This is a genomic window from Shinella sp. 20P9.1.1, assembly GCF_057798995.1.
Genome location: NZ_JBYOLC010000011.1, coordinates 94,696 through 119,988, shown reverse-complemented (window position 1 = coordinate 119,988; position 25,293 = coordinate 94,696). Strand labels below are relative to the sequence as shown.

Annotated in this window: 25 protein-coding genes; 21 read left to right on the top strand and 4 right to left on the bottom strand. The window is 63.2% G+C overall.

The annotated features are described in order from the left end of the window. The first annotated feature begins 175 nt into the window (after positions 1–175). Both AC27VQ_RS19040 and exoR read left to right on the top strand, forming a co-directional pair. Positions 176–1,426: an OmpP1/FadL family transporter gene (locus tag AC27VQ_RS19040; protein ID WP_488717510.1), complete on the top strand. Its 1,251-nt coding sequence runs from the start codon at positions 176–178 to the stop codon at positions 1,424–1,426. 354 nt (positions 1,427–1,780) lie between these two features. Then, positions 1,781–2,584 (top strand): exopolysaccharide production regulator ExoR, encoded by an 804-nt coding sequence (gene exoR, locus AC27VQ_RS19035; RefSeq protein ID WP_313525342.1) that lies wholly within the window; start codon positions 1,781–1,783, stop codon positions 2,582–2,584. Positions 2,585–2,624: 40 nt separating this feature from the next. On the opposite strand, the gene xth is transcribed toward exoR, so the two are convergent. After that, the gene (gene xth, locus AC27VQ_RS19030; RefSeq protein WP_488717592.1) at positions 2,625–3,428 is read right to left on the bottom strand and encodes an exodeoxyribonuclease III; all 804 of its coding nucleotides are present in this window, start codon (positions 3,426–3,428) and stop codon (positions 2,625–2,627) included. 83 nt (positions 3,429–3,511) lie between these two features. Beyond that, entirely contained in the window at positions 3,512–3,844 is a 333-nt protein-coding gene (gene erpA, locus AC27VQ_RS19025) for an iron-sulfur cluster insertion protein ErpA (RefSeq protein ID WP_298098892.1), read from the bottom strand. Between the two features lie 219 nt (positions 3,845–4,063). On the opposite strand from erpA, the gene AC27VQ_RS19020 reads away from it, so the two are divergent. The 15 genes from AC27VQ_RS19020 to AC27VQ_RS18950 all read left to right on the top strand — a co-directional run bounded on the left by AC27VQ_RS19020 (position 4,064) and on the right by AC27VQ_RS18950 (position 21,411). After that, complete coding sequence (locus AC27VQ_RS19020; RefSeq protein WP_488717509.1) at positions 4,064–5,284, top strand: deoxyguanosinetriphosphate triphosphohydrolase; 1,221 nt, start codon at positions 4,064–4,066, stop codon at positions 5,282–5,284. 66 nt (positions 5,285–5,350) lie between these two features. Continuing rightward, positions 5,351–7,111: an arginine--tRNA ligase gene (gene argS, locus AC27VQ_RS19015; protein ID WP_488717508.1), complete on the top strand. Its 1,761-nt coding sequence runs from the start codon at positions 5,351–5,353 to the stop codon at positions 7,109–7,111. A 63-nt stretch (positions 7,112–7,174) separates the two neighbouring features. Next, the gene (locus AC27VQ_RS19010) at positions 7,175–10,321 is read left to right on the top strand and encodes an SPOR domain-containing protein (RefSeq protein WP_488717507.1); all 3,147 of its coding nucleotides are present in this window, start codon (positions 7,175–7,177) and stop codon (positions 10,319–10,321) included. A gap of 87 nt (positions 10,322–10,408) precedes the next feature. Next, positions 10,409–11,428, top strand: a complete 1,020-nt coding sequence (gene nagZ, locus AC27VQ_RS19005) for a beta-N-acetylhexosaminidase (RefSeq protein WP_488717506.1) — start codon at positions 10,409–10,411, stop codon at positions 11,426–11,428. A gap of 76 nt (positions 11,429–11,504) precedes the next feature. Then, positions 11,505–12,320 (top strand): segregation and condensation protein A, encoded by an 816-nt coding sequence (locus tag AC27VQ_RS19000; protein ID WP_488717505.1) that lies wholly within the window; start codon positions 11,505–11,507, stop codon positions 12,318–12,320. Beyond that, entirely contained in the window at positions 12,313–13,014 is a 702-nt protein-coding gene (gene scpB / locus AC27VQ_RS18995) for an SMC-Scp complex subunit ScpB (RefSeq protein ID WP_488717504.1), read from the top strand. The genes AC27VQ_RS19000 and scpB overlap by 8 nt, the downstream gene beginning before the upstream one ends. Positions 13,015–13,173: 159 nt before the next feature. Continuing rightward, complete coding sequence (locus tag AC27VQ_RS18990; RefSeq protein WP_313525321.1) at positions 13,174–14,277, top strand: ABC transporter ATP-binding protein; 1,104 nt, start codon at positions 13,174–13,176, stop codon at positions 14,275–14,277. A gap of 42 nt (positions 14,278–14,319) precedes the next feature. Further along, positions 14,320–14,517 carry a twin-arginine translocase TatA/TatE family subunit gene (locus AC27VQ_RS18985; protein WP_117371012.1) on the top strand — a complete coding sequence of 66 codons (198 nt, stop codon included), beginning with the start codon at positions 14,320–14,322 and terminating at the stop codon, positions 14,515–14,517. 50 nt (positions 14,518–14,567) lie between these two features. Continuing rightward, positions 14,568–15,188, top strand: a complete 621-nt coding sequence (tatB, locus tag AC27VQ_RS18980) for a Sec-independent protein translocase protein TatB (protein ID WP_488717503.1) — start codon at positions 14,568–14,570, stop codon at positions 15,186–15,188. Then, positions 15,185–16,015: a twin-arginine translocase subunit TatC gene (tatC, locus tag AC27VQ_RS18975; RefSeq protein WP_314094138.1), complete on the top strand. Its 831-nt coding sequence runs from the start codon at positions 15,185–15,187 to the stop codon at positions 16,013–16,015. Before tatB ends, tatC begins: the two co-directional genes overlap by 4 nt. Positions 16,016–16,078: 63 nt before the next feature. After that, on the top strand, positions 16,079–17,362 hold the full coding sequence (gene serS, locus AC27VQ_RS18970) for a serine--tRNA ligase (RefSeq protein WP_488717502.1): 1,284 nt from the start codon (positions 16,079–16,081) through the stop codon (positions 17,360–17,362). A gap of 13 nt (positions 17,363–17,375) precedes the next feature. After that, positions 17,376–18,146: a 5'/3'-nucleotidase SurE gene (gene surE / locus AC27VQ_RS18965; protein WP_488717501.1), complete on the top strand. Its 771-nt coding sequence runs from the start codon at positions 17,376–17,378 to the stop codon at positions 18,144–18,146. After that, positions 18,143–18,799 (top strand): protein-L-isoaspartate(D-aspartate) O-methyltransferase, encoded by a 657-nt coding sequence (locus AC27VQ_RS18960; protein ID WP_488717500.1) that lies wholly within the window; start codon positions 18,143–18,145, stop codon positions 18,797–18,799. Before surE ends, AC27VQ_RS18960 begins: the two co-directional genes overlap by 4 nt. A 269-nt stretch (positions 18,800–19,068) precedes the next feature. Further along, positions 19,069–19,695 (top strand): hypothetical protein, encoded by a 627-nt coding sequence (locus tag AC27VQ_RS18955; protein WP_488717499.1) that lies wholly within the window; start codon positions 19,069–19,071, stop codon positions 19,693–19,695. Between the two features lie 141 nt (positions 19,696–19,836). Continuing rightward, the gene (locus tag AC27VQ_RS18950; protein ID WP_488717498.1) at positions 19,837–21,411 is read left to right on the top strand and encodes a peptidoglycan DD-metalloendopeptidase family protein; all 1,575 of its coding nucleotides are present in this window, start codon (positions 19,837–19,839) and stop codon (positions 21,409–21,411) included. 58 nt (positions 21,412–21,469) lie between these two features. On the opposite strand, the gene ftrA is transcribed toward AC27VQ_RS18950, so the two are convergent. Beyond that, on the bottom strand, positions 21,470–22,468 hold the full coding sequence (gene ftrA / locus AC27VQ_RS18945; RefSeq protein ID WP_488717497.1) for a transcriptional regulator FtrA: 999 nt from the start codon (positions 22,466–22,468) through the stop codon (positions 21,470–21,472). Between the two features lie 88 nt (positions 22,469–22,556). On the opposite strand from ftrA, the gene AC27VQ_RS18940 reads away from it, so the two are divergent. Genes AC27VQ_RS18940 through AC27VQ_RS18930 form a run of 3 tightly spaced genes read left to right on the top strand, consistent with a single transcriptional unit; the run spans position 22,557 to position 23,797 of the window. After that, positions 22,557–22,988: a rhodanese-like domain-containing protein gene (locus AC27VQ_RS18940; RefSeq protein ID WP_488717496.1), complete on the top strand. Its 432-nt coding sequence runs from the start codon at positions 22,557–22,559 to the stop codon at positions 22,986–22,988. Further along, entirely contained in the window at positions 22,985–23,458 is a 474-nt protein-coding gene (locus AC27VQ_RS18935; RefSeq protein WP_488717495.1) for a GNAT family N-acetyltransferase, read from the top strand. Before AC27VQ_RS18940 ends, AC27VQ_RS18935 begins: the two co-directional genes overlap by 4 nt. A gap of 33 nt (positions 23,459–23,491) precedes the next feature. After that, positions 23,492–23,797, top strand: a complete 306-nt coding sequence (locus AC27VQ_RS18930) for an NIPSNAP family protein (RefSeq protein ID WP_298103708.1) — start codon at positions 23,492–23,494, stop codon at positions 23,795–23,797. 39 nt (positions 23,798–23,836) lie between these two features. Here AC27VQ_RS18930 and AC27VQ_RS18925 read toward each other — a convergent pair whose 3' ends face one another. Beyond that, positions 23,837–24,706 carry an ATP-binding protein gene (locus AC27VQ_RS18925; protein ID WP_488717494.1) on the bottom strand — a complete coding sequence of 290 codons (870 nt, stop codon included), beginning with the start codon at positions 24,704–24,706 and terminating at the stop codon, positions 23,837–23,839. 183 nt (positions 24,707–24,889) lie between these two features. Between AC27VQ_RS18925 and yajC the strand changes: the two genes are divergently transcribed. Further along, positions 24,890–25,228: a preprotein translocase subunit YajC gene (gene yajC, locus AC27VQ_RS18920; RefSeq protein ID WP_313525284.1), complete on the top strand. Its 339-nt coding sequence runs from the start codon at positions 24,890–24,892 to the stop codon at positions 25,226–25,228. Positions 25,229–25,293: the final 65 nt, after the last annotated feature.

The window sequence follows — 25,293 nt, the reverse complement described above, 5'->3', positions numbered from 1 at the left end:
CGTGTTTGCTGAGGGGCTTCAGAAAAATCTTACGTAATTTTGTAGTCGCACATCGGAAATCACAGGCAAGAACTGGGGTTTGCCAAGGCGGCGTGCGTCTTCGATAGTCCATGTCGGAGAGGCGCGGGACAGAGGCGGCCGTGTCTGCGCAAGACTTATGCAGGGGAGGTTTTGCATGTTTGGAAAGAAGTTTGGTCGGGGGCTGATGGCGGCAAGCGCGCTGTTTGCTGCGACGTCCGCGCATGCCGGCGGTCTGGAGCGTGGCGGCTACAATATCGATCTGCTGTTCGACCCGTCGGATTATGCATTCGAAAGCGCGGTGACCTATGTCAATCCGCAGCGTGAACTCAACAACGTCGTGGATATCAACCCGCTGGACGGTGACCTCAACGGTCTGCCGGCGGATGGTGTGCGCGACACGGAAAGCTATTGGGTACCGCGCATCGGCTTCAAGGCGAAGCTCGCTCCGGCCATCAACTGCATGGTCGACTATTCTCAGCCCTGGGGCGCGCATAGCAATCCGGGCATGAACTGGGCTGGCGCAAACGACAATATCGAGACCAAGATCGAGAGTGACAACTACGCAGGCACCTGCTCTTATTCGTTCGATGCCGGTCCGGGCCAGTTGCGCGTCATCGGCGGCGGCTTCTACCAGGAAGTTTCCGGTTTCAAGGATCGTCTCGTCTTCGCCATGCCGGCAGGCTCGCCGATAAACGGCGTAGGCCGTCTGGCGCTGGAAGGCGACGGCTGGGGTTGGCGCGCTGGCGTCGCCTACGAGATCGAGGAATATGCGCTGCGCGCAAGCCTCGTCTACAACAGCGCTGTCAAGCTCGACAACATCACCGGCACGCTTGACCTGACGCAGGTTCCCGGCGCGGTGAACCCGATTGCCGGCATCAGCACCCCGGTCTTCGGTTCGGCCGACATGCCCGACTCGCTCGAATTCAAGTTCCAGACCGGTGTTGCACCGGACTGGCTGGTTTTCGGTTCGATCAAGTGGACCGACTGGAGCCAGCTGCAGAGCCTTCCATTCTGCCCCACGGCAACGCGCGGTATCGCTTGCACCACTAGCGGCCCGACAGAAGTTACGTCGCTTGACCTGCTCTACCGTGATGGCTGGACCGTTTCCGGCGGTGTCGGCCACAAGTTCAATGACAAGCTGAGCGGTGCGGCGAGCATCACCTGGGATCGTGGCACGAGCACCGGCCTTGGCGCGCAGACCGATACCTGGACGCTCGGCGCGGGTGTTTCCTACGCGGCCTCCGAAAATATCGAATTGCGTCTCGGTGGTGGCATCGGCCTCCTGACCAGCGGTTCTTCCGGCCAGGTCGTCAAGGACGGTCGCATCTTCGGCCGCCGCGTGAACTACGATTTCGGTACGGATATCGTCTCGGCGATCTCGACTTCGCTTAAAGTCAAATTCTGATCGGCGGACCAGAAGCATCGGAAAAAGGGCCCGGCGTCATCGCCGGGCCCTTTTTCTTGGTTAACGCTTCGTTTCACTGCCGCCTGCCTTCTGGGGAAACCACAGCGAAGCCTGAAAATATGTGACGGAATCGCAACACATTTTTTTCCAGAGTTTGCTACACCCCTAGGCAAGCGACCAAATGTCCATTTCCCGCCACAAACGGGGCGCAGCGATACGGACATGTAGACGCGTGGAACCGCGCTTAAGGAAACGATGGGCCAGCCGATGTCATTGCCGCCGGAAACCAGCACGGACCCCGTGCCCTCCCGGTTTGGCGAATGCCGTAAAGCCAGGCGCGGAATTGTAGAGTCGATGCCGAAGTCCGAGTTGATGCCGATGAAACTATTGGTAATGAGCCTGTGTCTTTCGCTTTCCTCCGGGATGGCGTCCCAGGCTTTCGCATTTGACACGCAATCCGGCGTCAGCCGGGAAAGTGGTCCGTTCGACCTCTTCAAGTTCGGCTTCTTCTCCTACAAGGAAGGCCGCAAGAGCGACGCCGTCGAGGCTTACCGCTACGCGGCGGAAAAGGGCCATACCGGATCGCGCTGGGCGCTCGCCAACATGTATGCCGATGGCGATGGCGTGCCGGAAAATGATCTCGAAGCCTTCAAGATCTATAGCGAGATTGCCCAGGCCGGCGTGGAGCCGGGCTCGGAAGACACCGGCTACTTCGCCAATGCGCTGATCGCGCTTGCCGGCTACTATCGCCGCGGCATTTCCGACAGCCCCGTCAAGATCGACCTTGCCCAGGCCCGCCAGCTCTATTTTCAGGCCGCGTCCGCCTTCGGCATTCCCGAGGCGCAATTCCAGCTCGGCCGCATGATGCTTTCCGGCGAGGGCGGCTCCGTCAGCGTGCACCAGGCCAAGAAGTGGCTGAACCGTGCGCGCAACAACGGCCATGCCGGCGCGCTCGGCCTGTTCGGCAACATCATCTTCCAGGAAGGCGATACGGCCCGTGGCCTTGCCTTCATGACCGCCGCTCTCGACCATTGCCCGCCGAAGGATTGTGGCTGGTTGCAGGCGACGCAGGAGGAAGCTTTCTCGGTGGCGAGCGAAGAGGACCGCCGCAAGGGCGTGGCGCTCGCGCAAAACATCCGCTTCAATTCGGGCGAATAAATCTCTTGAAATGAGGGCAGGGCGTTCGATCGCCCCGCGGCTACGCTGCCGTCGATAGCGCGTAGTCGAGCACGGCCACGACCGGAACGTGGTCGGACGGCTTTTCCCAGTTGCGAACGTGCTTTTCGACATCCGTCGAAACGAGCCGGTCTGACGCTTCGGCCGACAGCATCAGATGGTCGATGCGGATGCCGTTGTTCTTCGGCCAGGCGCCGGCCTGGTAATCCCAGAACGTATAGAGCAGCGTCGCATCGGATGAGGCGCGCACGGCATCGGTGAGGCCGAGATTTTCGAGCCGGCGAAAGGCCTGGCGGGTCGGTGGCAGGTAAAGCGCGTCGCGCTCCCAGACTTTGACATCCCAGCAATCGTGCGGCTCGGGAATGACATTGTAGTCGCCGGCCAGGATCAGCGGCTCCTCAAGCGCCAGCCTGTCTTCGGCAAAGGCGACGAGACGATCCATCCAAGAGAGCTTGTACGGGTATTTGACCGGATCCTCAGGCGGATTGCCGTTCGGCAGGTAGAGGCAGCAGAAGCGGATCGCGCCGCCCTCGACGGAGAACACGCCTTCGATGAAGCGCGACTGTTCATCACCCTCGCCACCGGGCAGGCCACGGTTGACTTCGTCCGGGCGGATTTTCGACAGCAGCGCGACGCCATTAAAGCCCTTCTGGCCGTGCGTCTCGATGTGATAGCCGAGCGCCTCGATCTCGGCGCGCGGAAAGCCCTCGTCGATCGTCTTTATTTCCTGCAGGCCGACGATGTCGGGGTTCGATTCCTTCAGCCACGCGACGAGATTGTCGATGCGCGCCCGCACGCCGTTGATGTTCCAGGTGGCAATCTTGATCGGCATGCGGGGTTCCTGTGAGGCCAGAGCAATTCCAGCAAACGTGTGTAGCGGTTTTGCGTCTGGAATTGCGGAAAAGATTGTTAGATCGAGAAGCTGGTGCCGCAGCCGCAGCTGGCAACGGCGTTCGGGTTCTTGATCTGGAAGGACTGGCCAAGCAGGTTGTCGATGAAGTCGATCTCCGACCCGTCCATATAGACGAGCGAGAGCTGGTCGATCAGCACCTTGGCATTGTCCTTCTCGAGCACCATGTCGTCGTCCTGCTGGTCCTCGACGAGGTCGAATTTATAGGAAAAGCCGGAACAGCCGCCGCCTTCGACGGAGACGCGCAGCGCCTGCTTGTCGGGTGCTGAACCGAGGATGGACGCGATGCGCCGGGCGGCGGCATCGGAGATGGTAACGGACTTGTCGGTCATGTCTGCCTCCTGCCGGGGTCAAGATCCGGAGAGAATCGCTTCCTTGTGAAGACGGCGACGGTCGGGCCGTCTTCCATCCCGCTGCGGTAAGCTATCCAGTCAAGTCACTGAAAAGACTTGTTTTTCAAGCTCTGCTTGCAGCCGGACTTGCCGCTGTGCACACTATAGGTATGAAGGCATTGAGGCCGCGTCAATGGGCGGCGTGACTGCAGGTGACGAATGACGTTTGACAGACATGCGCTTGGGTTCGGCGCCGGGCAACGGGCGATCTATGCATCCGACCCCTGGGCGACGCGCGGACGGCTTCATGCCGAGAGCGATAGCCCGACCCGCTCGGACTTCCAGCGCGACCGCGATCGCATCGTGCACACCACCGCCTTCCGGCGGCTCAAGCACAAGACGCAGGTCTTCATCGCTGCCGACGGAGACCATTATCGCACGCGCCTGACGCATACGATCGAGGTCGCGCAGATCGCCCGCGCGCTGGCGCGCGCGCTGAAGCTCGATGAGGATCTGGCGGAAGGCGTGGCGCTGGTGCACGATTTCGGCCACACGCCCTTCGGTCATACCGGAGAGGACGCGCTGCACGCGGTGCTGAAACCCTTCGGCGGCTTCGACCACAATGCCCAGTCACTGCGCATCGTCACCAAGCTGGAGCGGCGCTATGCGGAGTTCGACGGGCTGAATCTGACCTGGGAAAGCCTCGAAGGTCTCGTCAAGCACAACGGCCCGCTGATCGGCCCGACCGGCGAATGCACCCATGGCGAGGACGTGCCGCGGCCGATCCTCGAATACTGCGCGATGCACGATCTGGAACTTGGCAGCTTCGCCAGCATGGAGGCGCAGGTCGCCGCGATTGCCGATGATATCGCCTACAATACCCACGACATCGACGACGGGCTGCGCTCCGGTTACCTCACCTTCGAGATGCTGGAGGAGGTGCCGTTCCTCGCCGGGCTGATGAAGGAAGTCTCCGACAAATACCCGGGCCTGGAAGCGCCGCGCTTCACGCACGAAATCATGCGACGGCAGATCACCCGCATGGTCGAGGATGTCATCGGCTATGCGCAGGCGGCGATCCGCGAGGAGCGGCCGGAGAGCGCGCAGGACGTGCGCAAGGCGCACCGATGCCTTGCGACGTTCACCGAGGAGATGTCCAAGACCGACAAGGCGATCAAGAAGCTGCTGTTCTCGCGCATCTACCGCCATCCCGACGTGATGCGCGTGCGCGCCAATGCGGCCGAGATCCTGACGGACCTCTATCATGCCTATATGGACGACCCGCAGCTCATGCAGGGGCACTATTGGGTGGACCGCATCGCCAGCATGCCGGAATCGGCGCGGGCTCGCCATGTCGGCGATTATCTCGCCGGAATGACCGACAATTACGCGGTCGACACACACCGACGGCTGTTTGACCATACTCCGGATTTGCGATAGTCACCCGCCGAACCGAATTTCTTCGCAGGAATGGCCATAAATGGCCGCCGCGAGCGGATGGATGAGATGAACCTTTTTACAGACTTCGATAGCAGAATCAAAAACGTACTCGAAGGACTTGAGGTCGTGCGCGAGAAGCGCGCCGATGTCGATTTCAGTCGTATCAGCGTCGAACCGCCGCGTGATGCCAGCCACGGCGACGTCGCGACCAATGCGGCCATGGTGCTGGCCAAGCCGCTCGGCCTCAATCCACGCGCGCTTGCCGATCTCATCGTCGCCGAACTGAAGAAGGATCCTGAAGTCGCCGATGTCAGCGTCGCAGGCCCCGGCTTCATCAATGTGCGCCTGTCCGTGCCCTATTGGCAGAAGCTGCTGGCCGCCATCGTTTCCGAAGGCACCGACTACGGTCGCGGCTCGCTCGGCGCCGGCCGCAAGGTCAATGTCGAATATGTCTCCGCCAACCCGACCGGCCCGATGCATGTCGGTCATTGCCGCGGCGCCGTCGTTGGCGATGCGCTCGCCAATCTGCTCGCCTTCGCCGGCTATGCGGTGACGAAGGAATATTACATCAACGACGCCGGCTCGCAGATCGACGTGCTGGCGAAGTCCGCCTTCCTGCGCTACCGCGAGGCGCTCGGCGAGGTGATCGGCGATATTCCGTCCGGCCTTTATCCGGGCGATTATCTCGTCCCGGTCGGCGAGGTGCTGGCTGCCGAACACGGCACGACGCTGCGCGCCATGTCGGAAGCGCAGTGGATGCCGATCGTCAAGGAAAAGACGATCGAGATGATGATGGCGATGATCCGCGAAGATCTGGCCGCGCTCAACGTCAAGCACGACGTGTTCTTCTCCGAGCGTTCCCTGCATGCCGGCAACGGCGCGCCGATCCGCACCGCTATCAACGACCTTACCTTCAAGGGCCATGTCTACAAGGGTGTGCTGCCGCCGCCGAAGGGCCAGCTGCCGGAAGATTGGGAAGACCGCGAGCAGACGCTGTTCCGCTCCACGGAAGTGGGTGACGATATCGATCGTCCGCTGATCAAGTCGGATGGGTCCTACACCTATTTCGCGGCCGACGTCGCCTATTTCAAGGACAAGTACGACCGCGGCTTCGACGAGATGATCTATGTGCTCGGCGCCGACCACGGCGGTTACGTCAAGCGCCTGGAAGCGGTCGCGCGCGCCGTGTCGGAAGGCAAGGCCAAGCTGACGGTGCTGCTGTGCCAGCTGGTGAAGCTCTATCGCGACGGCGAGCCGGTGAAGATGTCGAAGCGCTCCGGCGACTTCGTCACGCTGCGGGATGTCGTCGATGAAGTCGGCCGCGATCCGGTGCGCTTCATGATGCTCTATCGCAAGAACAGCGAACCGCTCGACTTCGACTTCGCCAAGGTGACCGAGCAGTCCAAGGACAATCCGGTCTTCTACGTGCAGTATGCCCATGCGCGCTGCATGTCGGTGTTCCGCCAGGCGGCCGAGGCTTTCCCGGGGCTCGACATCGCCGCGCTCGATCTCGCCGGTGCGATCGAGGGCAATATCGCCGATCCGAGCGAGCTTCAGCTCCTCGCCAAGCTCGCAGAATATCCGCGTGTCATCGAGGCAGCGTCACTGGCGCAGGAGCCGCATCGCATCGCTTTTTATCTCTATGATCTTGCCAGCGCGTTCCATGCGCATTGGAATAAAGGCAAAGAACAAACGGAATTACGGTTTGTTAACGATAAAAATAGAGAATTGAGTATCGCCAGACTTGGGCTGGTGCACGCTGTTGCCTCTGTTTTGAAGTCCGCCCTTGCCATTACAGGCACGGCTGCACCGGACGAGATGCGATAACGTCACCATTTGCCCACAATAAGCTGGCAAACGCGACTTTGTAGCTTTTGAGTGGGAAGCAGTATGGCAGACAAGAACTTCGCGCGAAGCGGAACCGCGGACACGGATCTCTTGGCGGATGATGATCCGCTGAGCGAGCTTGCCCGTCTCGTCGGCTATGAGCCGCGTCCGGTCAAGGATGTGGCCCAGACCCATGTCAAGTCCTCCTCGGAGCCTCTCGATAGTGTGCCAAGACGGGAAAATCCCGTCCTGGCACTCGAGGACGAGCTCATGCGCGCTTTCGAGCAGTATGACGCACCGAGCCGCGCTGCGGAAAAGACTGCCGCCCGTCCTGTCGAGCCTGTCTTCGAAGAGCCGGCACCGGTCGTGGAAGACCGTGCCGCCATCATCGATGAAGCGCCGGTGCGCCACAGCGCGACGCCGGTTGCCGCGCATCGCGAGCCGTCCTTCGCCGAAACCGTCTTCGAACAGCCCGTAGAAGCGGAGCCGGTTTTCAAGGCCGACTCGTCGCTGCTGCTCGCCGATGAGCTGGAAGCCGCCGTCAACGAAGTGCCCGCCATCGAGGCCGAGCCTGTGGTTCATGCCGGCCGTCAATTCGCCGACCGCTTCGAGCCGCGCTTCGACACGCCCGTTCGTCAGGAACCGGTTACGGATGTAAGGCCTGTCAGCCGGTCCGCGTCCGAGGCGCGCCAGCCGGAATTCCTCGGCTTCCAGCCGATGGCCGCCGATGACGTTCGCATGGACGATCTGAGTGTGGATCTGGAGCGCGAGTTGGAGCTTTCGATCGGCGATGGCTTTGCCGACGATCTTGTTGCCGACCTGCACGCCGTTGCCGAGGCGACGTTTGTCGAACCGCAGCCTGTTGTCGTCGAGACCGTCGAGAGCAATGCCGAGCCGATCTTCCAGGAGCTGATTTCGGCGGAAGCGGAGGCGGAGCCGTTCCAGGCCGAGACTTCCTATGCCAAGGACGAGCCGCATTTCGTTGCCGATCTCACCTTCGACAGCCGCGAAGAGCGGGCCCGTGTCGCTGCTGAAGTGGAAAGCCAGTGGCGGGCGGAAGAGCCTGTCTTCGATGCGGCGCCGGACTATCGCGTCGAATCCGTCGAAACGGTTATCGATGATCGCGACGCCCTGCTGGCCGACGTGGAGCGTTTCCCTGTTCCGGAGGCGCGTACGCCTTTCACGGGCGAATCGCGCAATCCTGCCAACATCGCCTCGATCTTCGGCCGTCGCGCGACGCCGACGGTGAACCAGCAGCGTGATCCGGTTATGTCCGCGATCGCGACGCCGGTCGTCCAGAAGCCGGTCGAGAAGGTCGAACCTGCACCGGTCGCAGAAATCCGCCCGGTTGTCGAAGCCCGTCCGGCTGCTGTTGCCGAGCCGGAAATCGACTTCGAATCGATGGAGTTCGATCTTTCGGATATCGAGCTCGACCTGTCTGATATCGTGCTGGATGATGTTCCGGCAAAGGTTGACGCGAAGCCCGCTGTGCTCAAGCCCGCCGAGGCGAAACCGGTCGAAGTGAAGGCTGCTGTCGCAAAGCCCGTCGAGGTCCAGACGCCGGTCCGTCGCGAGCCCGCCGTTGCCGTGCCGGTCTCCACCTATACTGCGGTCCCCCAGCCCGTCGTCGCCGAGATGGCGGACGGCTCGCTGCCGTTCGATCCGACGATGATCGCCGATACCGACGAGGGTGTGTCTCCGGTCACCGAACTCGACGTGCCGCAGCTGCCGGTCATCGAGAAGGAAAAGCCGCCGGTCGTCCAGCCGGATTATGAATTCGACATCGATGCCGAGATGGCCCAGCTCTTCACCGAGCCGGCCGCCAAGCCGACGCGCCGCGAAAGCCTGCAGGCCGGTGTCGCCGCCGGTGCGGTTGCCGCTGCCGCCCAGCCGGTCGCGCAGATGAACGATGTCGATGATTTCGAGCGCGCGCTGGAAGAGGATTTCCGCCGTTCGCTCAGCCAGCCCGAGCGCATGGCGATCCCGGTCGATCCGGGCCAGGCGACCCAGCTCTACAGCGGCGACGGCTATGACGACGAGCAGTCGCGCCCGCGTCGCGGCCTGCTGATCGCAGCGTCGATCGCCGGCCTGCTCCTGATTGGCGGCGGTGGCGTCTATGCCTGGAGCGCCTTCACCGGTGGTGGCGCGGCCGGCTCCGGCGAGCCGCGCGTCATTCTCGCCGACAAGGATCCGGTCAAGGTCGTGCCCGCCGAAAAGGGCGGCAAGACCGTGCCCAACCAGGACAAGGCAGTCTATGACCGCGTTGCCGGCGACAATGCCAGCACGCCGCAGCAGGAACAGCTCGTCACCTCGACGGAAGAGCCTGTCGATGTCGTGCAGCGCACGCTGACGCCGGAAGCCCTGCCGGATGACGGCGTCGATACGCCCGCCACGGCCGAAGACGACAGCAACCGCCTGCTGCCGGGTGTCGACGAGCCGGAAACGGCGACGGCCGACGGCAAGCCGCTCGTCTCGCCGCGCAAGGTCAAGACGATGATCGTCAAGCCCGACGGCACGCTCGTCGCCCGCGAAGACATCGTGAGCGAGCCTTCGACCGAAACCGCCGGCCTTGACGCCAAGGCGACGGCAACGACGGCTGCCACCTCGGGCGAAGCGTCCGCGACCGCCAATGCCACCCTCGACGCCGACGCCTCGCTGCGCGCCGAGCAGAATGCCACGGACGGCCAGCCGCGCTCGGCGCTCGCCGAAGTGGCGACCGCTGAAGTCGACGACACCGCACCTGTGCGCACCGTCAAGACGACGACGATCGGTGCGACGGCCGGCACCACGACCGAGGGCACTTCGACCGATGGCAAGGCGCCGGTTCCGGTAACCCGTCCGGTCGACCAGCCGGTCACCGTCGTCGGCACTGTCACGGAAAATGGCAATGTTTCCGGCACGGAGACCGCATCGGCGACGCAGACCCAGCAGACGGCGGAACAGACCCAGGTTGCTGCGGTTGCGCCCGGCAGCTACGTCATCCAGATCGCCTCGGTACCCTCGGAAGCGGATGCGCAGAAGACCTACAAGAACCTTTCGTCGAAATTCGGCAGCGTCATCGGCGGCCGCGGCGTGGATATCAAGAAGGCGGAAATCCCCAACAAGGGCACGTTCTTCCGCATTCGCATCCCGGCCGGCTCGCGTGAAGAAGCAAACGCGCTGTGCAGCCGCTATAAGGGCGCCGGCGGCAGCTGCCTCGTCACGCGCTGAGGTTAAGACCAGATTTTGGGAAGGCGCGGGACGAGTTCCGCGCCTTTCTTTTTGCCCATCCAACGCCAAACCGCTGAGATTGCCGACATGAGCGAATCGAAATCCTTCATTTCGGGCTGCAAGGGCCTGAGCCTCACCGAAGACGAAAAGGCCTTCTTCCGCAGCGAGCGGCCCTGGGGCTTCATCCTGTTCGGCCGCAATATCGGCGATCCCGCCCAGGTTGCGGACCTGACGGCGGAAATGCGCGCCTGCATCGGCGGCGGCAGCGATATCCCCGTCCTGATCGACCAGGAGGGCGGCCGCGTCCAGCGCATCAAGCCGCCGCATGTCCAGCAATATCCGAATGCCGCCGCCCTCGGCGCCATCTACCGCGCGGATGAGGAGAAGGGCCTGCGCGCCGCCTGGCTGATGTCGCGCCTGCATGCCTTCGATCTCTATCGCCTGGGCATCAATGTCGATTGTCTGCCGGTGTTGGATGTCGCCGTGCCCGGCGTGCACGACGTCATCGGCAACCGCGCCTATGGCCAGGAGCCTGAGATCGTCTCGGCGATGGGCAAGGCGGCGGCCGAGGGCCTGAAGGCCGGCGGCCTGTTGCCGATCATGAAACATATGCCGGGTCACGGCCGCACCATGGTCGATTCCCATCATGACCTGCCGGTGGTGCATGCCGGCCGCGACGAACTCGAAGCCTGCGACTTCGTGCCCTTCTGCCGCATGAAGGACGAGCTGATGGGGATGTCCGCCCATATCGTCTTCACCGCGATCGACGCGGACAATCCGGCGACGACCTCGGCCAAGGTGGTGCGCGAGATCATCCGCGGCCATATGGGCTTCGACGGCCTGCTGATGTCCGACGACGTGTCGATGAATGCGCTCAAGGGCGATATCGCCGAAAGAACCCGGGGAATCATCGCCGCCGGCCTCGACATGGTGTTGCATTGCCATGGCATCATGGACGAAATGATCATGGTGACCGAGAATGCGCCGCCGCTGGCGGGTGAAAGCCTGCGGCGGGCGAAGGCGGTGCGTGCAGCCTTCACGACGCCCGACGGGGCGGACGAACAGGCGCTGCGCGAAGAATTCAATGCCATGATCGCTGTGTCCTAAAGGGGCGCCGCAAAGGAGTTTTGTGTCGGGACCGACAGGCAAGTCACAGAAGAACGGTCGCGGCGCGGGAGCGCCGATGGATGATCTGTGGCAGGATGCCGGCGAGGAGCGGGGGCTTTCGGAAGAAAGCCTCGTCGTCGATCTTGCCGGCTTCGAAGGCCCGCTCGACCTGCTGTTGCATCTCGCCCGCACGCAGAAGGTGGATCTCACCCGCATCTCCGTGCTGGCGCTTGCCGAGCAGTATCTCGCCTTCATCGACAAGGTGCGAAAGATCCGCATCGAACTCGCCGCCGATTATCTCGTCATGGCGGCGTGGCTGGCCTATCTCAAATCGCGTCTTCTCATCCCTAAACAGGCCAAGGACGATGGCCCCTCGGGCGAAGAAATGGCGGCGAGCCTGGCCTTCCGCCTCAAGCGGCTGGAAGCGATGCGTGATGCCGCGACGCGCCTCGTCAACCGCAACCGCCTCGGCCGCGATGTCTTTGCCCGCGGTATGCCGGAGCATATCCCGACCGAACGGCGCTCCGCTTTCGAAGCCTCGCTCTACGACCTGCTCAACGCCTATGCGTCGCTGCGCCAGCGCCATGCGATCACCCAGGTGACGATCGAGAAGCGCACGGTCTGGTCGCTCTCCGATGCGCGTGAAATCCTGTCGCTGCTCGTCGGCGGCTTTGCGGATGACGACTGGACGGCGCTCGACCATTTCATGCTGCGCTACCTGACCGATCCGACCGAGCGCACGACGGCGATCGCCAGTGCGTTTGCGGCGACGCTGGAACTCGTGCGGGAAGGGCGCCTGGAGCTTCGTCAGGACGGCGTGTTCCAACCGATCTATCTGCGCCGCGGCCCAAAGCCCGATGGCAACGACGAGGGGAACGCCGATAATGGCTGATGGGGACGAGGACATGGACGGCGGCACGATCGTCGATCCGCGCCGGCTGCATGAGGCTGCGCGCATTGCCGAGGCGCTGGTCTTTGCTTCCGCCGGGCCGGTGTCGCAGAGCTATATCGCCGATCGCCTGCCGCGCGGCGTCGACGTGCTGCATGTCATGCGCGAGCTGAAGGGCCTCTATGCCGGGCGCGGCGTCAACCTCGTGCAAGTCGATGACGGCTGGGCTTTCCGCACGGCGCCGGACCTGTCCTTTGTCATCCGCACCGACGAGACGGAGGTGCGCAAATTGTCGCGCGCCGCCCTCGAGGTGCTGTCGATCATCGCTTACCACCAGCCGGTCACCCGCGCCGAGATCGAGGACATCAGAGGCGTGCAGACCTCCAGAGGTACGCTCGACGTGCTGATGGAAGCGGGTTGGGTGCGGTTTCGCGGCCGCCGCCGCACGCCCGGCCGCCCTGTCACCTTCGGCACGACACGCGACTTCCTTGACCATTTCGGCCTGGAGGAACTGCGCGACTTGCCCGGTCTCGAAGAATTGAAGGGCGCCGGTCTTCTTTCCGGCCGCATTCCCTCCAATTTTCAGGTACCTCTGCCGCTCGGCGAGGACGAACTGGCAGAGGACGAGGATCCGATTACCCAGCTCGACCTGGAAGAACTCGGTCTCTTGACACCGGGCGGGAAAGAAGACGAATAGGCGACGCTTATGGGCTGGCCCCGCGGTTTCTGAAGCGCCTTGCGCGGGATGTTGCGGGAAAACAAACAGCGGGATGCGCTCCTGCGGTAAGCAGAATAAGAAGCGCTGTTCGGGCAGGACTGTGGCCGGCCCGAACGGTGACAGGGAAAGATTTTGGCAATGGCTTCGGACCCCTCGGGCTCCAGCGATATCGAGACGAGACGGGCATCGGCGGTAACCTTCGCCGCGCGCCTTGCCTTCGAAGACATCCACCACAGCTACCAGAACAAGCAGACGATCCGTGGCATCTCGCTGACGGCCGAGCCCGGCGAAGTGCTCTGCCTGCTCGGCCCCTCCGGCTCCGGCAAGACGACGCTGCTGCGCATCGCCGCCGGCATCGAAGTGCAGACGGCGGGTCGCGTCCTTCTCAACGACCGCGAGATCGCAGGCCCAAGCACCTTTCTGCCGCCGGAGCGGCGCGGCGTCGGCCTGATGTTCCAGGATTTCGCGCTCTTTCCGCATTTGTCCGTGCTCGACAATGTGCGCTTCGGCCTGACGGCACTGCCGCGCGCCGAAGCGGAAGCCGAGGCCGAGATCGCGCTGGAGCGCGTCGGCCTTTCGCATTATGCCCAAAAGTTTCCGCACATGCTGTCGGGCGGTGAGCAGCAGCGCGTGGCGCTGGCCCGTGCGCTCGCGCCGCGCCCCTCCGTGCTGTTGATGGACGAGCCGTTCTCCGGCCTCGACTCACGCCTGAAGGATTCCATCCGTGCCGACACGCTGTCGATTTTGCGCCAGTCGCGCGCCAGCGCCATTGTCGTCACGCATGATGCCGAAGAGGCGATGCGCATGGGCGATCGGATCGCGCTTCTCAAGGACGGCTGTCTCGTGCAGGTCGGCACGGCGGAGGAGCTTTACCTTCACCCGAAGGATATATTTGCCGCAGCGTTTTTCTCTGAGATCAACGAATTTCCGGGACATGTGCGCGGCGGCATCGTGGAAACGCCGCTCGGCAATGTGGATGGCAGCCGCTTCCGGGATGGGCAGAAGGTGCATGTCGCCGTGCGCCTCTCCGGGATTCGGGTTCTGGAGACGGGCGGCGAAATTCCGGCGCGCATATTGTCGCGGCGGTTTCTCGGCGTCGTGGAGCTGCTGAATCTTGCCATACCGGGCACGGACCGGCCTATCCGGGCCCGTGTGCGGGCAGACCAGCTGGCCGCCGGATTGCGTGACGTCACGCTTTCGGCTAACCAGCGGGATATTCTAGTGTTTGAAAAAAACAGCTGAACGTCTTACATCGGGGTAAGGGTTCGTAAGGGAGTTAGGAAAATGGGTTCTTTCAGCATCTGGCATTGGCTGATCGTTCTGGTGGTTGTGCTGCTGCTGTTCGGCCGCGGCAAGATCCCGGAACTGATGGGCGACGTTGCCAAGGGTATCAAGAACTTCAAGAAGGGCATGTCCGACGAGGAGGCCGCTGCCGCCGACCAGGCGAAGACGGTCGATCACAAGGCCGACGAGGTCAAGTGACCGGCATCCGGCCGTGGACCGCTGGTTACGGCCTATGAGGACAGTTTTCTATGCTTGATGTCGGCTGGACCGAGATACTCGTCATCGCCATCGTGCTGATCATCGTGGTGGGTCCGAAGGACCTGCCGCAGATGCTCAGGACGCTCGGCCGCATGGTCTCCAAGATGCGCGGCATGGCGGGCGATTTCCGCCAGCAGTTCGACGAGGCGCTGCGCGAGGCCGATCTCGACGATCTGCGCAAGACCATCGGTGAAGCGCAGAAGCTCAACCCGCTCAACACCATCCGTGATGCGGTGAACCCGCTGCGTCAGATGGGCGACGATCTGAAAGCCGACCTTCACAAGGCGAGCAGTTCCGTCACCACGCCTTCGGCCAATCCGGCCGAGAGCGTGTCCAGCGCGCCGGTCGCTGTTCCGTCCGAAGCGGGCAAGCCCGCTTCCGCCGAACCCGTCGCCGCCGTGCCGCTCAAGGCCGGTCCGGTCAGCAGGACGGCTAAGAAGAAGGCCGTTGACGACAGTGCCAAGGTGGCAAAGCCGCGCAAGGCGGCTGTGAAGGCCGAGGCCGAGCCGAAAAAGGCTACAGCCAAGGCATCGGCAACCAAGAAGGCGGCTCAGGCCAAATCCGAGACGGCAAAAACCAGGACTACGAAGACCAAGAAGGGCGAGGCATGAGCGGCGATATTGACGACAAGCCCCAGCCGCTCATCGAGCATCTGATCGAACTGCGCCGCCGTCTGCTCTGGGCCGTCGGTGCGTTTTTCATCGCCTTCCTCGTCTGCTTCTATTTCGCCAAGCAGCTTTTCAACTTGCTCGTCCTGCCTTTCAAATGGGCGGTGGAATGGGCGGGGCTGACGCACCGCAATGTCGAGCTGATCTATACGGCGCCGCAGGAATTCTTCTTCACGCAGATCAAGGTCGCCATGTTCGGCGCCTTCGTCATCGCTTTTCCTGTGATTGCCCAGCAGGTCTATAAATTCGTCGCTCCCGGCCTCTACAAGAACGAGCGCGCCGCCTTCCTGCCGTTCCTGATCGCGTCGCCCATCCTGTTCCTGATCGGCGCGGCCCTGGTCTATTTCTTCTTCACGCCCATGGTCATGTGGTTCTTTCTCGCCATGGAGCAGGGCGGTGGCGAAGGCCAGGTGTCGATCCAGCTTCTGCCGAAAGTGTCCGAATATCTCAGCCTCATCATGTCGCTGATCTTCGCCTTCGGCCTGGTGTTCCAGCTTCCGGTGATCTCGTCGCTGCTGGTGCGCGCCGGTTTCATCACGTCGCAGACGCTGAAGGAAAAGCGCAAATACGCCATCGTCATCTCCTTCGTGGTGGCTGCCGTCCTGACGCCGCCGGATCCGGTTTCCCAGATCGGCCTTGCACTGCCGGCCATCCTTCTCTACGAGATTTCCATCTATACGGCCCGACTCATCGAACGGCAGCGGGCGAGCGTCTCGAACGCGCAGGATGCGGAAAACGAGGTCGCTGCAACGCAGGGCGAAGCCGACTGAGGCTTCGCCGGCGGGTCGCTGCCGGGCGGGATGGGCTCCATCCACGCAACGCCTGGAACGACAATGCTTGATATCAAATGGATCCGCGACAACGCTGCCGCTCTCGATGCCGCTCTGGCAAAACGCGGCGCGAGCCCTCTTGCTCAGAGCCTTGTCGAACTCGACGAAAAGCGCCGCAGCGTCATCCAGAAGGCGCAGGACATGCAGTCGCGCCGCAACGCCGCCTCCAAGGAGATCGGCGCGGCCATGGCCGCCAAGAACGGCGAGCTTGCCGACAAATTGAAAGCTGAAGTCTCGGCCATCAAGGACCAACTCCCGGCCGCGGAGGAGGAAGAGCGCCAGGTCACTGCCGAGCTCAACGATGCCCTGTCGCGCCTGCCGAACATCCCGTTTGACGACGTGCCCGTCGGTTCGGACGAGACCGGCAATGTGGAAAAGCACAAATGGGGCAGCAAGCCCGGCTGGAACCATAAGCCGCTGGAGCATTACGAAATCGGCGAAGCCCTCGGCTACATGGATTTCGAAGCCGCCGCCAAGATCGCCGGTTCGCGCTTCACCGTGCTGAAGGGTCAGCTGGCGCGCCTCGAGCGCGCGCTCGGCCAGTTCATGCTGGACGTGCACACCGGGGAGCACGGCTATACGGAAGTCCACGCGCCGCTGCTCGTGCGCGATGATGCCATGTTCGGCACCGGCCAGCTGCCGAAATTTTCCGAAGATCTGTTCCGCACCACGGATGGCCGCTGGCTGATCCCGACCGCTGAAGTCTCGCTCACCAACCTCGTGCGCGAAGACATTCTCGATCAGGAAAAGCTGCCGTTGCGCTTTACCGCGCTGACGCCGTGCTTTCGCTCGGAGGCCGGCTCGTCGGGGCGCGATACGCGCGGCATGCTGCGCCAGCACCAGTTCATGAAATGCGAACTCGTCTCGATCACCGATGCCGAAAGCGCCGTCGACGAACACGAGCGCATGACGGCCTGCGCGGAGGAAATCCTCAAGCGTCTCGGCCTGCATTACCGCGTCATGACGCTCTGCACCGGCGACATGGGCTTTGGCGCCCGCAAGACCTATGATCTTGAAGTCTGGCTGCCGGGACAGGATACGTTCCGCGAAATCTCGTCCTGCTCGGTCTGCGGCGATTTCCAGGGCCGCCGCATGAATGCGCGCTATCGTGGCAAGGACGACAAGGCGACGAAGTTCGTGCACACGCTGAACGGGTCGGGCACCGCCGTCGGCCGCGCGCTGATCGCCGTTTTGGAAAACTACCTCAACGCCGACGGCTCGGTCACCGTGCCGGAGGTCCTGCTGCCTTACATGGGCGGCCTGACGAAGATCGAGAAGGCCGCTTGAGGCGGAGTATGGAATGCGCATTCTGCTGACCAATGACGACGGCATCCACGCAGAGGGCCTTGTGGCCCTCGAACGGATAGCCCGCGAACTGACTGACGACGTCTGGATCGTGGCCCCGGAAACGGACCAAAGTGGCCTTGCGCATTCGCTGACCCTTTCCGAGCCATTGCGTCTGCGCAAGATCGACGAAAAGCGTTTCGCCCTGCGCGGCACGCCGACGGACTGCGTCATCATGGGCGTGCGCGAAGTTCTGGACAGGAAGCCGGACCTCGTTCTGTCCGGCGTGAATGTCGGCGCCAACATGGCTGATGATGTGACCTATTCGGGTACGGTCGCCGGCGCCATCGAGGGCACGCTGCAAGGCATCAAGTCCATGGCGCTGAGCCAAGCCTACAACCATGCCGGCGGCCGCATCGTGCCGTGGGAGGTGGCCGAGAGCTTCGCGCCGAAACTCATTCGCCAGCTGATGGATGTGGAACTGCCGGACTGGACGTTCTTCAACCTCAATTTCCCCAATTGCGCGCCGGCAGACGTACAGGGCGTCGAAGTCACGGCGCAAGGCAAGCTCGATTTCGGTTTGACGATCGAGGAACGCGCCGATGGTCGCGGCTTCCCCTATTACTGGCTGCGCTTCGGCGAGCGGAAGGGCGATTTCCGCGCCGGCACGGACATCCATGCCGTGAAGAACCACAAGATCTCGGTGACGCCGCTCAAGCTCGACCTGACGGATTATTCCGTGCTCGACCGCGTGCAGCGCGCGCTCAACGGTGGAGACGCGGATTGAGCACGGGGCGGGTGATCGAGAAGGAAGGTTTTGCGGCTCTGGCGCTGCGTCTGCGCGGGCAGGGCATCAACAATATCGAGCTTCTGACCGCTGTCGAACAGACGCCGCGCACGCTGTTCGTGCCGCCGCAATTTGCCGGCGAGGCCTATTCGCGCCGCGTGCTGCCGCTCGATTGCGGCTCCTTCATGGAGGGCATCGACCTCTCGGTGCGCATCCTGCATCTCCTGAACCTCAAGGCTGGCCAGCGCATTCTCGAAGTCGGCACCGGCAGCGGCTTCACCGCCGCCGTCATGGGCCGCATGACCGAGCGCGTGCTGACCGTCGATCGCTACCGCACGCTCGTCACCAACGCGCAAGCCTCCATCGACAAGGCCGGCATCCGCAACGTCATCGTGCGCCAGGCCGATGGCAGCAACGGCATGCCGGGCGAGGGGACCTTCGACCGCATCCTCGTTACCGCCGCCTTTCAGGCCCTGCCGCGCTTCTTCGCCGAACAGCTCGTCTCCGGCGGCATGCTCATTGCGCCCGTCATGGTCAGTGAAACCGAGTGCCGCATGCTGAAGCTGGTCAAGACCGGCAGCCGCTTCGATCGCGAAGACCTCTTCGAGGTGCCCTACCTGCCGATCTTGCCCCAGATGGCGCAGGCTCTCTAAGCCCGCCGCAATCTCTTCCGAAATCAATATTTTGCGGCTTAGCGGGCCTTTGCCCGCTGAGTCTTGCGGTATTTCTACGGCAAGACGGGGCTCTCGTTGCAGCCTGTCACACGCGACGCGTGAATTCCCTCTGCAAATACAGCGCGTTAACCATTTGTTAACTTTGGTAAGCTTCGCGCAAGCTTCGGGGCGTAGGCCGGTAACGAAGCACAAATTCCACGCAGAACGCCGGTTTTCCAGTGGTTTCCGAAGTTCCGATGGAGAGGGCAATGTACGTTTCGAACAGGATCGCCAGCAGCTCGACCAATGACGGCCTCGCCTATCTCGCGACGAAGGCTGCGGGTAAGCCTGCCGAAGAAGTCGCAGAGGCCGCATCGACCGCGCATCTCGCCGGCGGCAGCTATGATCCGTCCGCCCATGTCGGTCTGTCCGTCGATGCGCTGCTCGTGCTCAGCGTCGCCAAGGAAGAGGCGGCTTACAGTCAGCCGTCGCTGACGGAAGCCGAGCGCAACAATCTCGACACGTCGGATCTGGAAAAGCGCGAATATGCGGCCTATGGCCACTTCCTCGAGGAAGGCGACCGCAAGGGCTACTACCGCGCCTATATCGAATATTTCGACAGCATGCCGGCCGAAGACCAGCGCAGCGGCCGCTATGCCGGTACGCGCGAACATGCCGTCTCGGCGCTCCGCGCCATCGCCTACAATGAAAGCGCCCTCGACATGACGGCGCCGGATGCCGCTCTAGAGAATGCGACCGCCACCGGTGACCGCAGCCAGCGCCGCGCGACGCCGATCTCGGCGATCTTCCAGCCGAGCGCCGGCGACTACGAGAACGTCGCCCGTGTCTCCGGCCGCATCTCGCGCGCCGACAGCATGTACGCCACCGGCTTCTGAGCTTCGGCTGGCGGCCACGCTGCGCCGCCATGGTTATCAATTCATCAAAAAAACGATGCGGATAGCCCGGCTTTAACCGGGCAGTAACTCTAACGCGCTTTAATCGGCCTACATCAAGTAGCGTACCGATTGGGTAGTCTCATGCGTAAGAGTGTATCGCCGAGTTTTGGTAGGACAGCGACCCGTCTGATGGCGGCCGCCCTGCTGGCCAGCGTTGCGACCGGGTGCAGCTCGGACGTTTCCCGTTTTGGCGGCCTCTTTTCCAGCTCCGGTTCTGACAATATCACCACGAATTCGGTTCCGCGCCGCACGCTTCTCGGCGGCGATCCGGTTCCGCGCGGCACGGTGGGCAACGGCCAGGTGGCGCAGGTCAATCCGATGGGCGGTTCGCGCGACGAAGCACTGAACCAGCCGTTCCCGGATCAGGGCAACGTCTCCTACGATCCGATCAATACGTCGACGACGAACGGCTCCGGCACGCGTCTTGCGACGACGCCGATGACTGTCCAGCGCGGCGAGCTTTCCGACCCGACGGCCGGCGCCCGTGCCGACGCCGAGCGTGACGTCGCGATGGCGCAGGAACTGCCGCAGCGCAAGGCGAAGGCCATCGTCGACGAGGCCGATGCCACGACGAAGACCGTCAAGGGCAAGGCTGGCTGGTCGACGAACAACGCGCCCGTCATCATGCTGCGCCAGGGCGAAAGCGTGAAGACGCTCGCCAACCGCTACGGCGTGCCGGAAAAGGAAATTCTTGCCGCCAACGGCCTGAAGCGTTCCTCGGATGCCGAGCCGGGGCAGAAGATCGTCATCCCGACCTTCTCGACGACGGCGAGCGCCGCCAAGGCTTCGACGGATCACACGCTGAAGGTCGATGGCAAGCTGCCGACGCCGGAGCAGAAGGGCGAGAAGAACGTCGCCATCCTGCCCGGCACCTCCAGCCGCGACAAGCAGAAGTCGGAGAACGGCCAGACGACCTCGAACGTCGCCGATGCCGGCGAAGGCAATGGCAAGGCCGGTTACGAAGTGCAGCCGGGCGATTCGCTCGCCAAGATCGCCCGCAGCAACGGCGTTTCGGTCGATGCGCTGAAGAAGGCGAACGGTCTGGATACGGCATCCATCCGCATCGGCCAGAAGCTGGTAATCCCGGCCGGCGGCGCGGTCGTGGCCGAGAAGGTCACCACCGACAAGACGACGACGGCCTCGGTTCCGGTCAACAAGGAAAAGAAGGTCGAGACGGCGGAAAAGAAGCCGGAAGCCTACAAGGCGCCGGTGAAGACGGTTTCGGTTACCGAAGCGACGGAAAAGTCCGACGTGACGGATGACGCTCCCGAATCGACCGGTATCGGCAAGTACCGCTGGCCGGTGCGCGGCGCGGTCATTGCCGGCTACGGCGCCAATGTCGAAGGCAACCGCAATGACGGAATCGATATCTCGGTTCCCGAGGGCACGCCGATCAAGGCCGCTGAAAACGGCGTGGTCATCTATTCGGGCTCGAGCCTGAAGGAACTCGGCAACGCCGTGCTCGTCCGCCATGACGACGGCACCGTTACGGTCTATGGCAATGCGGGTGGGCTGAACGTGCAGCGCGGCCAGAAGATTCAGCGCGGCCAGACGGTTGCGACCTCCGGCATGAGCGGCAACGCGACCCGTCCGAAGGTTCACTTCGAGGTGCGCAAGAACGCCACGCCGGTCAACCCGATGACCTTTCTGGAATAGGTGGGGCCGGACATCCGGATGAAATAGCGCGGGCGGCCTCTGGCCGTCCGTTTGCGTTTCACGACCGGGCCGCGGCCTGCCGCCCGAAGGTCTCGCGATAAGCGGCCGGCGTCGTCGACAGGTGAAGGCGGAAATGATGGCGCAGCGTGCCTGTCGTGCCGAAGCCGGACAGGGCGGCGATCTCCTCGACCGACGCGCTGGTCTCCTCCAGCAGGTCGCGCGCCTTGCCGAGGCGTTGGGCGAGCAGCCAGCGGGCCGGCGTCATGCCGGTGGCCGATTCGAAGCGGCGCAGGAAAGTGCGATCGCTCATGCCGGCGCGGCGGGCGAGGGCGGCGACCGTGTGGTCGGCACCAAGGTCTTCGCGCATATGGTCGAGCAAGGGCCCGAGCCGGCTGCTCTCATGCGTACGCGGCACGACCTGGCGGATGAACTGCGCCTGGCCGCCATCGCGGTGCGCCGGCATGACGAGGCGCCGGGCGACGAGATTGGCCGCCTCCGTGCCGAAATCCCGGCGAATGAGATGCAGGCAGAGATCGAGCCCCGCTGCGGTACCCGCCGAGGTCAGCACGCTGCCGGCATCGACATAGAGCACATCCGGCGTCACCGCGATGGCGGGAAAGCGCGCCGTCAGCGTGTCCGTATAGCGCCAATGGGTCGTGGCGCGCCGGCCGTCGAGCAGGCCGGCGGCGGCGAGCACGAAGACGCCTGAGCAGAAGGAGAGGATGCGTGAGCCCCGCGCATGCGCCGCCTGAAGCGCCTCGATCAGCACCTGCGGCACCGGCGCATCGATGCCGCGCCAGCCGGGAATGATGATCGTACCGGCCTGCGCCAGCAGGTCGAGCCCACCGTCCACGGCGAAACGCAGCCCGCCCGTCGAGCGCATCTCACCCTCATCGAGGCCGGCGACGGCGAAGCGATACCAGTTCGGCCCCATTTCCGGCCGGGCAAGGGCGAAAACCTCGGTCGCGATGCCGAATTCGAAGGTGCAGAGCTGGTCATAGGCGACAGTCACGACGAGCGGATTGGCTGGCGGCGATAGCGAAAGCGGGTTTGTCATGATCTTGATGGTATATGGCGATCATGCCACCTGCAAGCCGCACCCCGTTCCGGTTACATCTCTCCCGTCCCAACAAGGAGAGACACCAATGAGCTTTGTCACCGACCATCCGGCCGCTTCCCCCGCCGCCGCCGTCGAGCATTTCCTGAAGTTGCTGTCCGTCGAGACCGATTGCGCTGATGTCGCGGCCGCGCTGAAGTCCGGCGATCAGGATTTTGTCCTGCTCCATGTCATCGGCTCGCCGGAAGCCTATGCCCGCCGGCATGTGCCGGGTGCTATTCATCTGCCGCACCGGCAGATCAGCGCCGAGCGCATGGCCGAATGGCCTGAAGACACTGTCTTCGTCGCCTATTGCGCCGGCCCGCATTGCAACGGCGCGGATCAGGCCGCCCTCAAGATCGCCCGCCTCGGCCGTCCGGTCAAAATCATGATCGGCGGCATCACCGGCTGGGAAGACGAGGGCCATGCGTTCGCCACCGGTAGCGCGCCGGGCAGCTTGCTGGCGATTGCCGCCGAATGAGCGCGGATGGCCTTCACGTCAGGCCTTTCACACGCGACGACGTGGAGGCCGTCTGGGAAATGATGCGGGCGTTGGCCGTCTTCGAGGGCTATATCGATGCCTTCGCCGTCACGCCCGACGCTCTCAGGCTTCACGGCCTCAGTGCTGCTCCAGCCTTCGGCGTCTTTGTGGCGCTGAAGGAGGATGCGCTTGCTGGCATCGCCGTGCATTACCGCATTCCCTGGACCTATGATCTCAAGCCCGTCGTGGTGCTCAAGGAACTCTACGTCGCGGAGGCGTTTCGCGGGCAGGGCGTGGGGCAGGCGCTGTTTGCGCGGCTGCGCGCCCATGCCGTGGAGATCGGCGCTTCCGCCCTGCGCTGGACGGTCCTGCCCGACAACGCGGCGGCGCAGCGATTCTATGCGGGTCAGGGTGGCGCGTGCGATGCGGATTGGGAGCATTGGACTCTGCCTTTGCAGACGCGAATCTGAAATGGTCCGCCCCATCACAGACGGAGAATTCCCTTGATCACCTGCTATCTCAGATATGTCATCGACCCGCACAAGCTGGCGGAATTCGAGGCCTATGCCCGCGCCTGGATCCCCATTGTCAACCGCATGGGCGGCCAGCATCACGGTTATTTCCTGCCGAGCGAGGGCGCAAACAACATTGCGCTGGCGCTGTTCAGCTTCCCGAGCCTTGCAGCCTATGAAGACTACCGCACCCGCATGGTGAGCGATCCGGAATGCATCGCCGCCTTCGACATGGACAAGCACAATCGCAGCATCATCAGCTATGAGCGCAGCTTCATGAGGCCGGTCTTTTCCTGAAAAGCGAAACGCCGGCCCGTTTCAGGGGCGGCGCTCGTCTTACTTGTTGAGCGCGACGCCGAGGCGTCCCGCCAGATCCTGCACATATTGCCAGGCGACACGGCCGGAGCGCGAGCCGCGCGTCGTCGCCCATTCCAGCGCCTCGGCATGCAGCTGCTCCTGCGGGATATCCAGGCCGAAATGCTTGGCGTAGCCGTCGATCATCTCGAGATATTCGCTCTGGCTGCACTTGTAGAAGCCGAGCCACAGGCCGAAACGGTCCGACAGCGACACCTTCTCTTCCACGGCTTCCGACGGATTGATCGCCGTCGACTGCTCGTTCTCGATCATGTTGCGCGGCAGGAGATGCCGGCGGTTCGAGGTGGCATAGAGCAGCACATTGTCCGGCCGCCCTTCGACGCCGCCGTCCAGCGCCGCCTTCAGCGACTTGTAGGACGTGTCGTCATGGTCGAAGGACAGGTCGTCGCAGAAGATGATGGACGGGAAAGGCGCGTCCTTCAGGATCTCAAGGAGCTGCGGCAGCGTCGCGATGTCCTCGCGGTGCACTTCGATCAATTTCAGGCCGCTTGCCGTTTCCTTCGCCGCCAGCGCGTGCACGGATTTGACCAGCGAGGACTTGCCCATGCCGCGGGCGCCCCAGAGCAGAACGTTGTTGGCCGGCAGGCCGCGGGCGAAGCGCACGGTGTTGTCGACGAGAATGTCGCGCACATGGTCGACGCCGCGGATCAGATCGATCTCGATGCGGTTCGGCCGCTTGACGGGCTGGACATGCTGACGGGCCGGCGACCAGACGAAAACGTCGGCAGCATTCCAGTCGTTGATTGCGGGGGCGGGGCCGGCCAGGCGCTCGAGTGCCGCGGTGATGCGGCCGATTTCGGCCAGCAGAAGCTTGACGTGATCTTCCTGCACTGTGTCTCTCCTCATGCGTGAAAGCCGGGTAGCATGCGGCGGGCGGTGGCGAAAAGGGGGAAAGCGCTTGAAAACAGCGGGGTTGACGTGCTCGTGTGTTGCATTCAAGGCCCGCTTGCCTATATTCCGGCAACCGAAATGGCCGCTCAGGCCGCGCAAATTCAAGATTTCAAGGAGTAGCTGATGTTCATTACCGAGGCCTTCGCCCAGACGGCGGCACCTGGCGGGGCAGCGGGCGGCGCTGACATTCTCATGTCGATCCTGCCGTTCCTGCTGATCTTCGTGGTGATGTATTTCCTCATCATCCGTCCGCAGCGCGCCAATATGAAGCGTCGCGAAGAGCTTCTGAAGAACATCCGCCGCGGCGACCAGGTCGTCACCGGCGGCGGCATCGTCGGCAAGGTCACCAAGGTCGTCGACGACGGCGAACTGGAAGTCGAAATCGCCGAAGGCACCAAGGTGCGTGTCGTGCGCAGCGGCATCAGCGAAGTCCGCGTCAAGGGCGAACCCGTCAAGGAATAAGCTTGGCTTGCCGTCCGGCTGGGGTAAACTCCACCGGGTGGCCCGACTGGTTTTCAGCCGGCGTG

Coding starts and splice junctions, on each gene's coding strand:
- tatB (WP_488717503.1), top strand. CDS start 14,568: ATGCTTGATGTCGGCTGGACCGAGATACTCGTCATCGCCATCGTGCTG.
- AC27VQ_RS18990 (WP_313525321.1), top strand. CDS start 13,174: ATGGCTTCGGACCCCTCGGGCTCCAGCGATATCGAGACGAGACGGGCA.
- AC27VQ_RS18950 (WP_488717498.1), top strand. CDS start 19,837: ATGCGTAAGAGTGTATCGCCGAGTTTTGGTAGGACAGCGACCCGTCTG.
- AC27VQ_RS18935 (WP_488717495.1), top strand. CDS start 22,985: ATGAGCGCGGATGGCCTTCACGTCAGGCCTTTCACACGCGACGACGTG.
- yajC (WP_313525284.1), top strand. CDS start 24,890: ATGTTCATTACCGAGGCCTTCGCCCAGACGGCGGCACCTGGCGGGGCA.
- surE (WP_488717501.1), top strand. CDS start 17,376: ATGCGCATTCTGCTGACCAATGACGACGGCATCCACGCAGAGGGCCTT.
- nagZ (WP_488717506.1), top strand. CDS start 10,409: ATGAGCGAATCGAAATCCTTCATTTCGGGCTGCAAGGGCCTGAGCCTC.
- ftrA (WP_488717497.1), bottom strand. CDS start 22,468: ATGACAAACCCGCTTTCGCTATCGCCGCCAGCCAATCCGCTCGTCGTG.
- AC27VQ_RS18985 (WP_117371012.1), top strand. CDS start 14,320: ATGGGTTCTTTCAGCATCTGGCATTGGCTGATCGTTCTGGTGGTTGTG.
- argS (WP_488717508.1), top strand. CDS start 5,351: ATGAACCTTTTTACAGACTTCGATAGCAGAATCAAAAACGTACTCGAA.
- tatC (WP_314094138.1), top strand. CDS start 15,185: ATGAGCGGCGATATTGACGACAAGCCCCAGCCGCTCATCGAGCATCTG.
- AC27VQ_RS18940 (WP_488717496.1), top strand. CDS start 22,557: ATGAGCTTTGTCACCGACCATCCGGCCGCTTCCCCCGCCGCCGCCGTC.
- scpB (WP_488717504.1), top strand. CDS start 12,313: ATGGCTGATGGGGACGAGGACATGGACGGCGGCACGATCGTCGATCCG.
- exoR (WP_313525342.1), top strand. CDS start 1,781: ATGCCGAAGTCCGAGTTGATGCCGATGAAACTATTGGTAATGAGCCTG.
- AC27VQ_RS18955 (WP_488717499.1), top strand. CDS start 19,069: ATGTACGTTTCGAACAGGATCGCCAGCAGCTCGACCAATGACGGCCTC.
- AC27VQ_RS19040 (WP_488717510.1), top strand. CDS start 176: ATGTTTGGAAAGAAGTTTGGTCGGGGGCTGATGGCGGCAAGCGCGCTG.
- serS (WP_488717502.1), top strand. CDS start 16,079: ATGCTTGATATCAAATGGATCCGCGACAACGCTGCCGCTCTCGATGCC.
- AC27VQ_RS19000 (WP_488717505.1), top strand. CDS start 11,505: ATGGATGATCTGTGGCAGGATGCCGGCGAGGAGCGGGGGCTTTCGGAA.
- erpA (WP_298098892.1), bottom strand. CDS start 3,844: ATGACCGACAAGTCCGTTACCATCTCCGATGCCGCCGCCCGGCGCATC.
- AC27VQ_RS19010 (WP_488717507.1), top strand. CDS start 7,175: ATGGCAGACAAGAACTTCGCGCGAAGCGGAACCGCGGACACGGATCTC.
- AC27VQ_RS19020 (WP_488717509.1), top strand. CDS start 4,064: ATGACGTTTGACAGACATGCGCTTGGGTTCGGCGCCGGGCAACGGGCG.